Here is a 16,123-nt window from a genome sequence, read left to right on the forward strand (position 1 = left end):
CGGCGATGAGTTCGATCCCGCGTTCTTCGGGATGAGCCCGCGCGAGGCGCTGGCGACCGGACTCGCAGCAGCGGCTGCTGCTCGAAGCGTCGTGGGAGGCGATCGAGCGGGCCGGGATCGACCCGGTGACGCTCAAGGCAGTGCGACCGGCGTATTCGCGGCGTGATGTACAGCGACTACACCTTCTGCTGGGGGCCCGGAGGAGTTCGAGGGCTTTCAGGGAGGCGGAAGTACGAGTCTGGCGTCGGGCCGGGTGTCGTACACCTTGGGCCTGGAGGGTCCGGCGGTGACGGTGGACACGGCGTGTTCGTCGTCGCTGGTGGCGATGCACTGGGCGATGCAGGCCCTGCGCAGTGGTGAGTGCTCGCTGGCGCTGGCCGGCGGCGTGACCGTGATGTCGACGCCGGCGGTGTTCGTGGACTTCTCCCGGCAGCGCGGCCTCGCTCCTGATGGCCGGTGCAAGGCGTTCTCCGAGTCGGCCGACGGTGTCGGCTGGTCCGAGGGCGTGGGCATGCTGGTGCTGGAGCGGCGGTCGGACGCGTTGCGCAACGGTCACGAGATCCTGGCTGTGGTGCGGGGCTCCGCGGTCAACCAGGACGGTGCGTCCAACGGTCTGACGGCGCCCAACGGCCCGTCGCAGCAGCGGGTGATCCGCCAGGCGCTGGCCAGTGGCGGCCTGTCGATGGATGACGTTGATGTCGTGGAGGCGCACGGCACCGGTACCACGCTCGGTGACCCGATCGAGGCGCAGGCGCTGCTGGCGACGTATGGGCGCGACCGCGATCCGGAGCGTCCGCTGCTGCTGGGTTCGGTGAAGTCGAACATCGGCCACACGCAGGCGGCCGCGGGTGTGGCGGGTGTCATCAAGATGGTCATGGCGATGCGCCACGGTGTGCTGCCGCAGACGCTGCACGTCGACGCCCCGTCCTCGCACGTGGACTGGTCGGCGGGCGCGGTCGAGCTGCTGACCGAGTCGACGCCGTGGCCCGAGACCGGCCGCTTGCGCCGAGCCGGCGTCTCGTCGTTCGGGATCAGCGGTACGAACGCGCACGTGATCCTGGAGCAGCCGGCGAACGTCATCCAGGGAACGGTGGTGACGGGGTCCGAGGCTCCTGCGGTGGAGCTGGGTGTGGTGCCGTGGGTGCTGTCCGGCAGGACGCCGGAGGCGCTGCGCGGCCAGGCCGCCAAGCTGCTGGCCTCGATGGAGGGCCGGCCGGAGCTGCGGCCGGTGGATGTCGGGTACTCGCTGGCGACGGGCCGGTCGCTGTTCGAGCACCGCGCGGTGGTACCGACCGGCGAGCGTGCCGAGACGATGCGCGCGCTGGCAGCACTGGCGGTCGGCGAGCCTGATGCGTCGGTGGTGTCGGGTGTGGTGGTCGGTGGCCGTTCGGTGGTGTTGTTCTCGGGTCAGGGTTCGCAGCGGTTGGGGATGGGCCGGGAGTTGTACGGCCGGTTCCCGGTGTTCGCGGAGGCGCTGGATTCGGTACTCGCTTTGCTGGACGGTGAGTTGGGCCGTTCGTTGCGTGAGGTGATGTGGGGCGGGGACGTCGACCTGCTGAACGAGACGGGCTTCACCCAGCCGGCGTTGTTCGCCATCGAGGTGGCGTTGTTCCGTCTGGTGGAGTCGTGGGGTGTGTCCCCGGACTTCGTGGCGGGTCATTCGATCGGTGAGATCGCCGCGGCGCATGTGGCGGGGGTGTTCTCGCTGGAGGACGCGGTCCGTCTGGTGGTGGCGCGGGCGCGGTTGATGCAGGCGCTGCCGTCCGGTGGAGCGATGGTCGCGGTGCAGGCGACGGAGGTCGAGGTTCTGCCGCTGCTGGTCGACGGTGTGTCGATCGCGGCGGTCAACGGGCCGTCGTCGGTGGTGGTTTCCGGTGACGAGCAGGCGGTCCTGGAGGTCGCGGTGCGGCTGGCGGAGCTGGGCCGTAAGACGACGCGTCTGCGGGTGTCGCACGCTTTCCATTCGCCGTTGATGGATCCGATGCTGGAGGAGTTCCGGGCGGTCGCGGAGGGCCTGTCGTACGAGGCTCCGCGTATCGCGGTGGTCTCCAACCTGACCGGTGGTGTGGCGTCGGCCGAGGAGCTGTGCTCGGCCGGGTACTGGGTGCGTCACGTCCGCGAGGCCGTGCGCTTCTCCGACGGTGTGCAGACCCTCGCCGACCGGGGCGTGACCACGTTCCTGGAGCTGGGCCCGACGGCGTCCTCGCCGCCATGGCCCAGGAGACGGCACCGGAGAGCGCGACGCTCATACCGATACTCCGTAAGAATCGGCCTGAGGAGTTGTCGGTTGTCGCGGCTGTGTCCCAGTTGCATGTGTGTGGTGCGGTGGTGGACTGGGGGCGGTTCTTCGCGGGGACGGGGGCGTCGCGGGTGGATGTTCCGACGTACGCCTTCGAGCGTCAGGTGTTCTGGCCTCGGAGTCTGCGGGGCGGTGCTGATGATGCGGTGGCGGTCGGGCTGGTGTCGGCCGGTCATCCTCTGCTGAATGGTGTGGTGGAGCTGGCTGAGGACGACGGTGTGCTGTTCACCAGTCGTCTGGGGGTGCAGTCGCATCCGTGGCTGGCCGATCATGCGGTGATGGGCCGGGTCCTGGTGCCGGGCACGGCTTTGCTGGAGCTGGCGATCCGGGCCGGTGACGAGGTCGGCTGCGATCACGTCGAGGAGCTGACGCTGGCTGCGCCGCTCGCTCTTCCGGAACACGGCGCGGTCCAGGTCCAGGTCGCAGTCGGTACTCCCGACGAGTCGGGTCGGCGTTCCGTGGGGATTCACTCTCGTCCGGAGAGCACGGAGTCGCCTTGGACGCAGCACGCCTCGGGCGTGCTGGCGGCCGGTAGCCGGGGCACGGTCGAAGGCTTCGATGCGGCGGTGTGGCCGCCGGCGGGTGCGGAGCCGGTGGATCTGGACGGTTTCTACGAGGCCCGAGAGGCCGGAGGCTTTGTCTATGGTCCGGTGTTCCGGGGTCTGCGGGCCGTGTGGGTCCGGGATGGCGAGGTTTTCGCCGAGGTGGGTCTGCCGGAGGGTGAGCGGGGGGATGCGGCCGCGTTCGGTCTGCATCCTGCTCTGTTGGATTCGGTGTTGCACGCGGGGTGGTTCCTGGGCTCGTCGGTTGAGGCGGGTGGTGTGCCGTTCTCGTGGAGTGGGGTGTCGCTGCTGGCGTCGGGTGCTTCCGCGGTTCGGGTGAGGCTGGCGCGTGGGGTTGATGGTGCGTTGTCGATCGTGGTGGCGGATCTGTCGGGTGTGCTGGTCGCGTCGGTGGAGTCGTTGGCGATGCGTGCGCTGTCGGCGGAGGGTGTGAGTGGTGATGCCGGGCTGACGAGGGATGCGTTGTTCGGGCTGGACTGGGTGACCATGCCGGCGTCTGGGTCTGCGCCTGCGTCTGGGGCGCGTGTGGAGGAGCCGCGGAGGTTCGCGGTGGCGGGCGAGGACGTGTTCGGCCTGGCCGAGGCCCTTCGGGAGGCGGGTGCTGAGAGCGAACTCGTCTCAAGTCCGAGCGCGCTGGCGGCTGACGCGGTATCGGTGCCGGGTGTGGTTTTGATCCCGGTGGCTGGGGGTTCGGCTGTTGATGTGGTTGGTGGTGTGCATGCGCTGGCGCATCGGGTTCTGGAGCGGATTCAGGAGCGGTTGTCGGACGAGAGGTTCGCGGAGTCCCGTTTTGTCTTTGTGACGCGGGGTGCGGTGGGTGGTCAGGATTTGGCGGCCGCGGCGGCGCGGGGTCTGGTGCGGTCGGCGCAGTCGGAGAATCCGGGTTGCTTCGGTCTGGTGGATCTGGATCCGGCGGGGCCGGTTGACCTGCCTTTGTCGGTGTTGGGTGCGGATGAGCCGCAGTTGATGGTGCGGGACGGGAGCGTTCTGGCCGGGCGGTTGGTGCGCCGGTCGTCTGCGGATGAGGGCATGGGGCCGGAGTGGGGTGGCGGTGAGGGCAGTGTTCTGATCACGGGTGGTACGGGTGGTCTGGGCGCGGTGGTGGCCCGCCACCTGGTGGCGGAGCACGGTGTGCGCCGTCTGCTGCTGGTGAGCCGCCGGGGCCTGGGTGCGAACGGGGCCGAAGCGCTGGTGGGCGAGCTGGAGCTGCAAGGCGTGGAAGTGCGGGTCGCCGCGTGTGATGTCTCGGACCGGAGTGCGCTCTCGGACCTGCTTGCCGAGCACAGGGTGTCCGCTGTGGTGCATGCGGCTGGTGTGCTGGATGACGCTGTGGTGGGTTCGTTGACGCCGGAGCGGTTGGACGGGGTGTTGCGTCCGAAGGTGGATGCGGCGTGGTATCTGCATGAGTTGACGCGTGATTTGGATCTGTCGGCGTTTGTGGTGTTCTCGTCGGTGGCGGCGATGTTCGGCAGTGCGGGGCAGGGTAATTACGCGGCGGGTAATGCCTTCCTGGATGCGCTGATGGAGCGTCGTCGGGTTGAGGGGTTGCCGGGTGTGTCGCTGGCGTGGGGTCCGTGGGAGCAGTCCGGTGGGATGACGGGTGCTTTGGCGGAGGCTGATGCGCAGCGGATGGCGCGTGCGGGTGTGCCGGCGTTGTCGGTGGAGCTGGGGGTTGCGCTGTTCGATGCGGCGTTGGCTGCGGGTGATGCTGTGGTGGCGCCGGTGCGGCTGGATCTTGCGGTGTTGCGTGCGCTGGGTGATGTGCCGGTGTTGTTGCGGTCGTTGGTCCGGGTGCGGTCGCGTCGTGCGGCTGCCGCGGTGGGCGGTGCGGCTGCGGGGCTGGTGGAGCGGTTGTCGGTGCTGACGGTCGTTGAGCGTCAGGAGGTGTTGCTGGATCTGGTACGTGGGCAGGTCGCTCTGGTGCTGGGGCATGCCGATGCCAACGCGGTCGACCCCGGGCGTGCCTTCCGCGAGCTGGGCTTCGACTCGCTCACCGCGGTCGAACTCCGCAACCGGCTCAACACAGCGACCGGACTACGGCTGTCGGCCACGCTCGTCTTCGACTACCCCACGGTGGAGACACTGGTCTCCCACCTGCTCGAGGAATTGCTCGGTGCGGATGCGGCCGTGGCACTCCCCATCGCGGCGCCTGCGCAGTCGGTGGCGGACGACCCGATCGTGGTCGTGGGGATGAGCTGCAGGTACCCGGGCGGTGTGACCACGCCCGAGGATCTGTGGCGACTGGCAACCGAAGGCAGCGATGTCATCTCGGCCTTCCCGGCCAACCGTGGCTGGGATGTGGACGGCCTCTTCGACCCGGACCCCGATCACAAGGGAACGTCCTACACCCGCTCCGGAGGCTTCCTGCACGACGCGGGTGAGTTCGATCCCGCGTTCTTCGGGATGAGCCCGCGTGAGGCGCTGGCGACCGACTCGCAGCAGCGGTTGCTGCTGGAGACGTCGTGGGAGGCGATCGAGCGGGCCGGGATCGACCCGGTGACGCTCAAGGGCAGTGCGACCGGCGTATTCGCCGGTGTGATGTACAACGACTACAGCGCGGTTCTGGCAGGCCCTGAGTTCGAGGGCTTCCAGGGCAGTGGCAGCTCGCCCAGCCTGGCGTCGGGCCGGGTGTCGTACACCCTGGGCCTGGAGGGTCCGGCGGTGACGGTGGACACGGCGTGTTCGTCGTCGCTGGTGGCGATGCACTGGGCGATGCAGGCCCTGCGCAGTGGTGAGTGCTCGCTGGCGCTGGCCGGCGGCGTGACCGTGATGTCGACGCCGGCGGTGTTCGTGGACTTCTCCCGGCAGCGCGGCCTCGCTCCTGATGGCCGGTGCAAGGCGTTCTCCGAGTCGGCCGACGGTGTCGGCTGGTCCGAGGGCGTGGGCATGCTGGTGCTGGAGCGGCGGTCGGACGCGTTGCGCAACGGTCACGAGATCCTGGCTGTGGTGCGGGGCAGTGCGGTCAACCAGGACGGTGCGTCCAATGGTCTGACGGCGCCCAACGGCCCGTCGCAGCAGCGGGTGATCCGCCAGGCGCTGGCCAGTGGCGGGCTGTCGATGGATGACGTTGATGTCGTGGAGGCGCACGGCACCGGTACCACGCTGGGTGATCCGATCGAGGCGCAGGCGCTGTTGGCGACGTATGGGCGCGATCGCGATCCGGAGCGTCCGTTGCTGCTGGGTTCGGTGAAGTCGAACATCGGCCACACGCAGGCGGCCGCGGGTGTGGCGGGTGTCATCAAGATGGTCATGGCGATGCGCCACGGTGTGCTGCCGCAGACGCTGCACGTCGACGCCCCGTCCTCGCACGTGGACTGGTCGGCGGGCGCGGTCGAGCTGCTGACCGAGTCGACGCCGTGGCCCGAGACCGGCCGCTTGCGCCGAGCCGGCGTCTCGTCGTTCGGGATCAGCGGTACGAACGCGCACGTGATCCTGGAGCAGCCGGCGAACGTCATCCAGGGAACTGTCCTTGACAGTACGGATGCCTCCACGGCCGAGCTCGATGCAACCCCGTTGATGCTGTCCGGCAGGACGCCGGAGGCGCTGCGCGGCCAGGCCGCCAAGCTGCTGGCCTCGATGGAGGGTCGGCCGGAGCTGCGGCCGGTGGATGTCGGGTACTCGCTGGCGACGGGCCGGTCGAAGTTCGAGCACCGCGCGGTGGTGCTGCCGGACGGCTCCGGTGATGCGGTACGAGCCCTCGCAGCCTTGGCGTCCGGTGTTCCGGATGCGTCGGTGGTGTCGGGTGTGGTGGTCGGTGGCCGTTCGGTGGTGTTGTTCTCGGGTCAGGGTTCGCAGCGGTTGGGGATGGGCCGGGAGTTGTACGGCCGGTTCCCGGTGTTCGCGGAGGCGCTGGATTCGGTGCTCGCTGTACTGGATCCGCTGCTGGGGCGCCCGTTGCGTGAGGTGATGTGGGGCGGGGACGCGGAGCTGCTGAACGAGACGGGTTTCACTCAGCCGGCGTTGTTCGCCATCGAGGTGGCGTTGTTCCGTCTGGTGGAGTCGTGGGGTGTGTCCCCGGACTTCGTGGCGGGTCATTCGATCGGTGAGATCGCGGCGGCGCATGTGGCGGGGGTGTTCTCGCTGGAGGACGCGGTCCGTCTGGTGGTGGCGCGGGCGCGGTTGATGCAGGCGCTGCCGTCCGGTGGAGCGATGGTCGCGGTGCAGGCGACGGAGGACGAGGTCCTGCCGCTGCTGGTCGACGGTGTGTCGATCGCGGCGGTCAACGGGCCGTCGTCGGTGGTGGTTTCCGGTGACGAGCAGGCGGTCCTGGAGGTTGCTGCCCAACTCGTGGAGCTGGGCCGTAAGACGACGCGTCTGCGCGTGTCGCACGCCTTCCATTCACCGTTGATGGATCCGATGCTGGAGGAGTTCCGCACGGTCGCGGAGGGCCTGTCGTACGCCGAGCCGGTCATTCCGGTGGTGTCGAACCTGACCGGTGGTGTGGCGTCGGCCGAGGAGCTGTGCTCGGCCGGGTACTGGGTGCGCCACGTCCGCGAGACCGTGCGCTTCGCCGACGGCATCCGCACCCTCGCGGAACAGGGCGTGACGACGTTCCTGGAGCTGGGCCCGGACGGGGTGCTCTCCGCCATGGCGCAGGAGTCCGTGTCCGAGGGAGCCGTGACCGTACCAGCACTGCGCAAGGACCGGGCTGAAGGTTCGACGGTGCTCGCCGCCCTGGCTCAACTGCATGTGCGGGGTGTTCCGACAGAGTGGACGACGTTGTTCACCGGAGCACGACGGGTCGATGTACCTACCTACGCCTTCCAACGCCAATGGTTCTGGCCGGCCGGACCGCTCGGCGGCTCTGGGGACGTACGCGCCGCCGGACTGGAATCCGCCGAACACCCGCTCCTGGGTGCCACGGTCGAACTCGCCGGGATCGAAAGCGCGTTGGTAACTGGCCGACTGTCCGTTCAGTCGCATCCGTGGCTGGCCGACCATGCGGTGATGGGCCAGGTGCTCCTTCCGGGGACGGCTCTGCTGGAGCTGGCGATCCGGGCCGGTGACGAGGTCGGCTGCGATCACGTCGAGGAACTGACGCTCGCTGCGCCGCTCGTCCTTCCCGAACACGGCGCCATTCAGGTGCAGGTGGCGGTCGGCACCCCCGACGAGTCGGGCCGGCGTTCCGTGGAGATCCACTCTCGCCCCGAGGACGCGGAGTCGTCGTGGACGCAGCATGCCTCGGGTGTGCTGACGGCCGGTGGCCGGGCGTCCGTTGATGACTTCGATGCGACGGTGTGGCCGCCTGCGGGCGCGGAGGCGCTGGAGGTCGAGGGCTGCTACGAGCGGTTCGCGGAGCTGGGCTTTGCTTATGGTCCGGTGTTCCAGGGTCTGCGGGCCGTCTGGCGGCGCGACGGCGAGGTCTTCGCCGAGGTGGGTCTGCCGGAGAGTGCGCAGGGGGATGCGGCCGCGTTCGGTCTGCACCCGGCCCTGCTGGACTCGGCACTGCACGCTTCTCTGCTCGCCGGTGAGGCAAGCGGCGAAAGCGGTGGTGGTCTGCCGTTCTCGTGGGAGGGCGTGTCGCTCGTCGCGTCGGGTGCTGCCGCGCTGCGGGTGCGGATCGCTCCGGTCGACGGCCGGGACGCGGTGTCGATCTCTGTGGCCGACCTGTCCGGGGCACCGGTTGCCTCGGTCGACTCCCTGCTCGTACGCGCGGTGTCGAACGAAGAGCTGAACGGCTCTGCCGATGAGAGCGCGGACTCGCTGTTCGGCCTGCGGTGGATGCCCGTGACGGCAGCGTCCGATGCGGACGCTCCGGGCTCGGTCGTCGTCCTCGGTCCGGATGAGTTCGGACTCGCCGACACCCTGGCCGAGTCCGGTACGGATGTGCAGATGTACGCCGACCAGGCGTCGCTGGCAGCGGGCGAATCCCCCGTCCCGGGCACTGTTCTGGTAAGCATCGCCGGTGAGGACAAGGGCGAGGTCGACGTCGTGGAGTCGGTCCACGCGCTCACTGCCGAGGTGCTGGCCCTGGTGCAGGGCTGGTTGGCCGAGGAGCGGTTCGCCGGCTCGCGGCTGGTGTTCGTCACCCGGGGTGCCGTGGCCGTGGACGGTGGCACGGTCGCCGACCTGGCGGCGGCCTCCGTATGGGGTCTGGTGCGGTCCGCGCACTCGGAGAACCCGGGCAGTTTCGGACTGCTGGACCTCGCCGCCGGCGCGCCGTCCTCGTCCGCGCTGCGAAAGGCGCTCGGTTCCGATGAACCGCAGTTGATCGTCAGCGACGACGTCGTCCGCGCTGGACGACTGACCCGCGTCTCCCTCTCCGAATTCGCGGACAGGAGCGAGAACGCGAGTGAGACGGCTCTGACCGGGGACGGCACGGGCACGGTCCTGATTACCGGTGGTACGGGTGGTCTGGGCGCTGTACTGGCCAGGCATCTGGTCACGGAACGCGGCGTGCGCCGTCTGTTGCTGCTCAGCCGCCGGGGCCTTGGTGCCGACGGTGCGCGAGCACTCGTCGAGGAGTTGGAGTCACTCGGTGCCGATGTCACGGCTGCGGCCTGTGACGTCGCGGACCGGGGTGCGCTGGCCGAGGTACTGGCCGGTGTGTCTGTGGAGCATCCGTTGTCTGCTGTGGTGCATGCGGCTGGTGTGCTGGATGACGGAGTGGTGGGTTCGTTGACGCCGGAGCGGCTGGATGGGGTGTTGCGTCCGAAGGTGGACGCGGTGTGGCATCTGCATGAGTTGACGCGTGATCTGGATCTGTCGGCTTTTGTGGTGTTCTCGTCGGTGGCTGGTGTGTTCGGTGGTGCGGGGCAGGGGAATTACGCGGCGGCGAATACGTTCCTGGATGCGTTGATGGCGCGGCGGCGGGCCGAGGGGCTGGCTGGTGTGTCGTTGGCGTGGGGTCCGTGGGATCAGGCGGGCGGGATGACGGGGAGTGTGTCCGAGGCGGACATGCAGCGGCTGGCCCGTTCGGGAATGCCGCCGCTCTCCGTCGAGCAGGGCCTCGCCCTGTTCGACACGGCACTCGCCACGGGCGAGACTGTGGCGGTGCCGGTGCGGCTGGACCTCGCCACCCTGCGTTCGCGCGGCGAAGTGCCCCCGCTCTTGCGGGCATTGATTCGCACCCGTTCTCACTCCCGACGGAGTGCGGTCGCGGGACCGGTCACCGTCAGTGGGCTGCTGACCCAGCTGACCGGACTGACCGCGGCTGCCCGCCGCGAAGCGCTGCTGGATCTCGTACGCAAGCAGGTCGCCCTGGTGCTCGGTCATGTCGGCGTGGCAGCCGTGAACCCCACGGCTCAGTTCAGGGAGCTCGGCTTCGACTCGCTGATGGCTGTGGAACTGCGGAACCAGCTGAGTGCGGTGACGGGCCTGCGGCTGACCGCCACGCTGATCTTCGACTACCCGACCGCGACAGTGCTGGCCGACCACCTGAGGGACGAGCTGTTCGGTACCGACGTCCGGACAGCGATCCCGGCTCGGATGCTTCCGCCCGTGGCCGACGACCCGATCGTGGTCGTGGGCATGAGCTGCCGGTATCCCGGTGAGGTCGCCTCGCCGGAGGATCTGTGGCGACTGGTCACGGAGGGGACGGACGCCGTGACCGGCTTCCCGACCAACCGCGGCTGGGACGTCGACGGGCTCTTCAACCCCGACCCGGCTCATGCGGGCACGTCGTACACCCGATCGGGCGGTTTCCTCCAGAGCGCGGGCGAGTTCGACCCGGAGTTCTTCGGGATGTCGCCGCGTGAGGCGATGGCGACGGACTCGCAGCAGCGGTTGCTGCTCGAAGCGTCGTGGGAGGCGATCGAGCGGGCGGGCATCGACCCGGTGTCGCTGCGCGAGAGCCAGACCGGTGTATACGCCGGTGTAATGTACAACGACTACGGCACCACCCTGAACGGCAAGCAGTTCGAGGGACACCAGGGCCAGGGCAGTGCCGGAAGTGTCGCCTCGGGCCGGGTGTCGTACACCCTGGGCCTGGAGGGGCCGGCGGTGACGGTGGACACGGCGTGTTCGTCGTCGCTGGTGGCCATGCACCTGGCCGCGCAGGCCCTGCGCAGTGGTGAGTGCTCGCTGGCCCTGGCCGGCGGTGTGACGGTCATGTCGACCCCCGGCACGTTCGTGGAGTTCTCCCGGCAGCGCGGTCTGTCGCCTGATGGCCGGTGCAAGGCGTTCTCCGAGTCGGCCGACGGTGTCGGCTGGTCCGAGGGCGTGGGCATGCTGGTGCTGGAGCGGCGGTCGGACGCGTTGCGCAACGGACACGAGATTCTCGCCGTGATCCGGGGCTCCGCGGTCAACCAGGACGGCGCCTCCAACGGTCTGACGGCGCCCAACGGCCCGTCGCAGCAGCGGGTGATCCGCCAGGCGCTGGCCAGTGGCGGCCTGTCGATGGATGACGTTGATGTCGTGGAGGCGCACGGCACCGGTACCACGCTCGGTGACCCGATCGAGGCGCAGGCGCTGCTGGCGACGTATGGGCGCGACCGCGATCCGGAGCGTCCGCTGCTGCTGGGTTCGGTGAAGTCGAACATCGGCCACACGCAGGCGGCCGCGGGTGTGGCGGGTGTCATCAAGATGGTCATGGCGATGCGCCACGGTGTGCTGCCGCAGACGCTGCACGTCGACGCCCCGTCCTCGCATGTGGACTGGTCGGCGGGCGCGGTGGAGCTGCTGACCGAGTCGACGCCGTGGCCGGAGGCCGGTCGTGTCCGGCGTGCGGGTGTGTCGTCGTTCGGGATCAGCGGTACGAACGCGCACGTCATCCTGGAGCAGCCCCAGCCCGAGCCGGTCGCCGAGATCGTGCACGAACCGGCCGCTCTGGCAACCGCGTCATCAGCCGTGGTGCCGTGGATCCTCTCGGGCAGGACGTCGGAGGCGCTGGCGGCCCAGGCGGCGCGGCTGCTGTCGGTGGTGGACGGGGAGACGGCGCCCCGCCCGGTGGATGTCGGGTATTCGCTGGTGACGAGCCGGTCGCTGTTCGACCACCGTGCGGTGGTCCTGGCGGGTGACTCCGCCGGCACTGTGCGCGCACTGACGGCCTTGGCGTCCGGTGTTCCGGATGCGTCGGTGGTGTCGGGTGTGGTGGCCGGTGGCCGTTCGGCGGTGTTGTTCTCGGGTCAGGGTTCGCAGCGGTTGGGGATGGGCCGGGAGTTGTACGGCCGGTTCCCGGTGTTCGCGGAGGCGCTGGATTCGGTGCTCGCTTTGCTGGACGGTGAGTTGGGCCGTTCGTTGCGTGAGGTGATGTGGGGCGGGGACGTCGACCTGCTGAACGAGACGGGTTTCACTCAGCCGGCGTTGTTCGCCATCGAGGTGGCGTTGTTCCGTCTGGTGGAGTCGTGGGGTGTGTCCCCGGACTTCGTGGCGGGTCATTCGATCGGTGAGATCGCCGCCGCGCATGTGGCGGGGGTGTTCTCGCTGGAGGATGCGGTCCGTCTGGTGGTGGCGCGGGCGCGGTTGATGCAGGCGTTGCCGTCCGGTGGAGCGATGGTCGCGGTGCAGGCGACGGAGGTCGAGGTTCTGCCGCTGCTGGTCGACGGTGTGTCGATCGCGGCGGTCAACGGGCCGTCGTCGGTGGTGGTTTCCGGTGACGAGCAGGCGGTCTTGAAGGTTGCTGCCCAACTCGTGGAGCTGGGCCGTAAGACGACGCGTCTGCGCGTGTCGCACGCGTTCCATTCGCCGTTGATGGATCCGATGCTGGAGGAGTTCCGGGCGGTCGCGGAGGGCCTGTCGTACGAGGCTCCGCGTATCGCGGTGGTCTCCAACCTGACCGGTGGTGTGGCGTCGGCCGAGGAGCTGTGCTCGGCCGGGTACTGGGTGCGTCACGTCCGCGAGGCCGTGCGCTTCGCCGACGGTGTGCAGACCCTCGCCGACCGGGGCGTGACCACGTTCCTGGAGCTGGGCCCCGACGGCGTCCTCTCCGCCATGGCCCAGGAATTCGCACCGGAGAGCGCGGCGTTCATCCCGATGCTCCGCAAGGAGCGGGACGAGGAGCTGACCGCGCTCACCGCGCTGGCTCGCGTTCACGTGCGCGGTACGATGCCCGACTGGGCCGGGATGTTCGCCGGAAGCGGTGCGCGTCGCGTCGAGTTGCCGACGTACGCCTTCCAGCACCAGTGGTTCTGGCCGACCGGTTCGCAGTCCAGTGAGGCCAAGAACGTACGGGCCGCGGGGCTCGGTTCGGCCGAGCATCCGCTGCTGGGCGCGGCCGTCGAACTCGCCGCGGGCCAGGGCGTGCTGTTCACCGGCAGGTTGTCGGTGCAGACGCATCCGTGGCTGGCCGACCATGCGGTGATGGGCCAGGTGCTCCTTCCGGGGACGGCTCTGCTGGAGCTGGCGATCCGGGCCGGTGACGAGGTCGGCTGCGATCACGTCGAGGAACTGACGCTCGCTGCGCCGCTCGTCCTTCCCGAACACGGCGCCATTCAGGTGCAGGTGGCGGTCGGCACCCCCGACGAGTCGGGCCGGCGTTCGGTCGGTGTCTACTCCCGTCCGGAAGACGCGGGAGGCGCGCCTTGGACGCAGCACGCCACGGGCGAACTGACCACCCGTTCCGAGGCAGCGGAGACCGGCTTCGATGCGACGGTGTGGCCGCCTGCGGGCGCGGAGGCGCTGGAGGTCGAGGGCTGCTACGAGCGGTTCGCGGAGCTGGGCTTTGCTTATGGTCCGGTGTTCCAGGGTCTGCGGGCCGTCTGGCGGCGCGACGGCGAGGTCTTCGCCGAGGTGGGTCTGCCGGAGAGTGCGCAGGGGGATGCGGCCGCGTTCGGTCTGCACCCGGCCCTGCTGGACTCGGCACTGCACGCTTCTCTGCTCGCCGGTGAGGCAAGCGGCGAAAGCGGTGGTGGTCTGCCGTTCTCGTGGGAGGGCGTGTCGCTGCACGCCACCGGCGCCTCAACTCTGCGGGTGCGGCTCGCGCCGCTCGGCAAGGACGCGGTCTCTGTGGCCGCGGTCGACACCTCCGGTGCACCGGTCGCCTCAGTCGACTCGCTCCTCGTACGGACGGTGTCCAGCGAGCAGCTGAACGGTCCTGCCGGAGTCGGCAGGGATTCCCTGTTCGGCGTGGAGTGGACGCCGGTCGCGGCCGGGTCCTGGCCGGCTGATCAGCAGCTGGCCCTCCTGGGTGCGGATCCCTTCGGAATCGCCGACGCCCTGGCCAAGTCCGTCGCAGGAGTGGAGACGTACGCCGATCCGCAGTCGCTGGCGGCGGGGGAGTCCCCGGTGCCGGGCACTGTTCTGGTGAGCGTCGCCGGTACGTCCGGCAGCGGGATCCCGGAGTCGGCGCACGCGCTGACCGCCGAGGTGCTGGCCCTGGTGCAGGACTGGTTGGCCGAGGAGCGGTTCGCCGGCTCGCGGCTGGTGTTCGTCACCCGGGGCGCCGTGGCCGTGGACGGTGGCACGGTCGCCGACCTGGCGGCGGCCTCCGTATGGGGTCTGGTGCGGTCCGCGCACTCGGAGAACCCGGGCAGTTTCGGACTGCTGGACCTTGACCCGGCGGATGACGCCGGCGCCTCGGTGTCGGTGCTCGGGGCTCTCGGCTCCGACGAACCGCAGCTGGTCCTCAGGGAAGCCGAGGTCAGGGTCGCCAGGCTGGGCCGAGTGCCGCTCCCGGAGCCTGTCGCTCCGGTCGGCGAGGAGGCCGGAGCGACTGGAGAGTCCGGAGAGCCTGCCAAGGCAGAAGGGGCGGAACGGGCCGAAGGGACAGTGGAGGGCTGGGAGCGGGACGGCACGGTCCTGATTACCGGTGGTACGGGTGGTCTGGGCGCTGTACTGGCCAGGCATCTGGTCACGGAACGCGGCGTGCGCCGTCTGTTGCTGCTCAGCCGCCGGGGCCTTGGTGCCGACGGTGCGCGAGCACTCGTCGGGAAGTTGGAGTCACTCGGTGCCGATGTCACGGCTGCGGCCTGTGACGTCGCGGACCGGGGTGCGCTGGCCGAGGTACTGGCCGGTGTGTCTGTGGAGCATCCGTTGTCTGCTGTGGTGCATGCGGCTGGTGTGCTGGATGACGGAGTGGTGGGTTCGTTGACGCCGGAGCGGCTGGATGGGGTGTTGCGTCCGAAGGTGGACGCGGTGTGGCATCTGCATGAGTTGACGCGTGATCTGGATCTGTCGGCTTTTGTGGTGTTCTCGTCGGTGGCTGGTGTGTTCGGTGGTGCGGGGCAGGGGAATTACGCGGCGGCGAATACGTTCCTGGATGCGTTGATGGCGCGGCGGCGGGCCGAGGGGCTGGCTGGTGTGTCGTTGGCGTGGGGTCCGTGGGATCAGGCGGGCGGGATGACGGGGAGTGTGTCCGAGGCGGACATGCAGCGGCTGGCCCGTTCGGGAATGCCGCCGCTCTCCGTCGAGCAGGGCCTCGCCCTGTTCGACACGGCACTCGCCGGACCGCGGGCGCTGGTGCTGCCCGTACGGCTGGACCTGGCCGCCCTCAGAGCGCAGGGTGAGGTACCGGCTCTGCTTCGCGGTCTGATCCGTACGCCCTCCCGGCGCACGGCGACCGCCGCTCCGCAGTCGGCCGAGTCGCTCGGGCAGCGGCTGGCAGGAATGCCGGAGGAGGAACGCCGTGACGTTCTTCTGGCGCTGGTCCGTGATCAGGCCGCCGCAGTCCTCGGACACACCGACGGGTCGGCGGTAGGGACCACGCGGCGGTTCCAGGAACTGGGCTTCGACTCCCTGACGGCGGTGGAATTCAGGAACCGTCTGAACGCGGCCACCGGGCTGCGCCTGCCGGCCACCCTGCTGTTCGACTACCCCACCCCCACCGCTGTCGTGGATCATCTGCGGTCCCGACTGGTGACGGAGGAGGTCGGCGGCGCCGGATCGGTGCTTGCCGTCCTGGACCGTCTGGAGAAGGCGATCACGGAGATGACGGTCGACGCGCAGGAGTTCAAGCACGTCGCCGGACGCATCGAGGTGTTGCGGACGAAGTGGGCCGACCTGCGGCAGGAGCCTGCGAAGGACTCCGGCGAGCTCGACCTGGAGGCAGCGTCGGACGACGACGTGTTCGCCCTCCTCGACGACGAGCTCGGACTGTCCTGAACGACGGGGGGGCACCGGAAGGGGGAGGACACCTCTCCCGGAGCCCCCCGCCGGGCGGGATCTCGCAGGCGATTCGTGCACTGACGAGTGGGTTCCTCACCGATGTCCGCGCAGAGACTAGGGAATTTCCCACTGTCCTGCCTAGTGGAATGGAGGACGTCGGCCATCGGGCCGGCAGTAGCGGTCGGTGAGACGGGCGACGTCAGTCCTCCGTCCACTCTGTTCGGCAGGAGTACCGCATGGGACGTTCGGTCGCGTCGGCGAGGGCAAGGCGCTCGCGGTG

General features: G+C 69.5%; 1 pseudogene. It reads left to right on the forward strand.

Annotated features, from left to right (window positions below):
- Window positions 1-15,840, forward strand: a pseudogene (locus tag BN1555_RS35540) (type I polyketide synthase); the annotation flags it as partial.
- Window positions 15,841-16,123 lie beyond the last annotated feature (283 nt).

Source organism: Streptomyces sp. Wb2n-11 (assembly GCF_001049855.1).
GTDB classification, from domain to species: Bacteria; Actinomycetota; Actinomycetes; order Streptomycetales; family Streptomycetaceae; genus Streptomyces; species Streptomyces altiplanensis.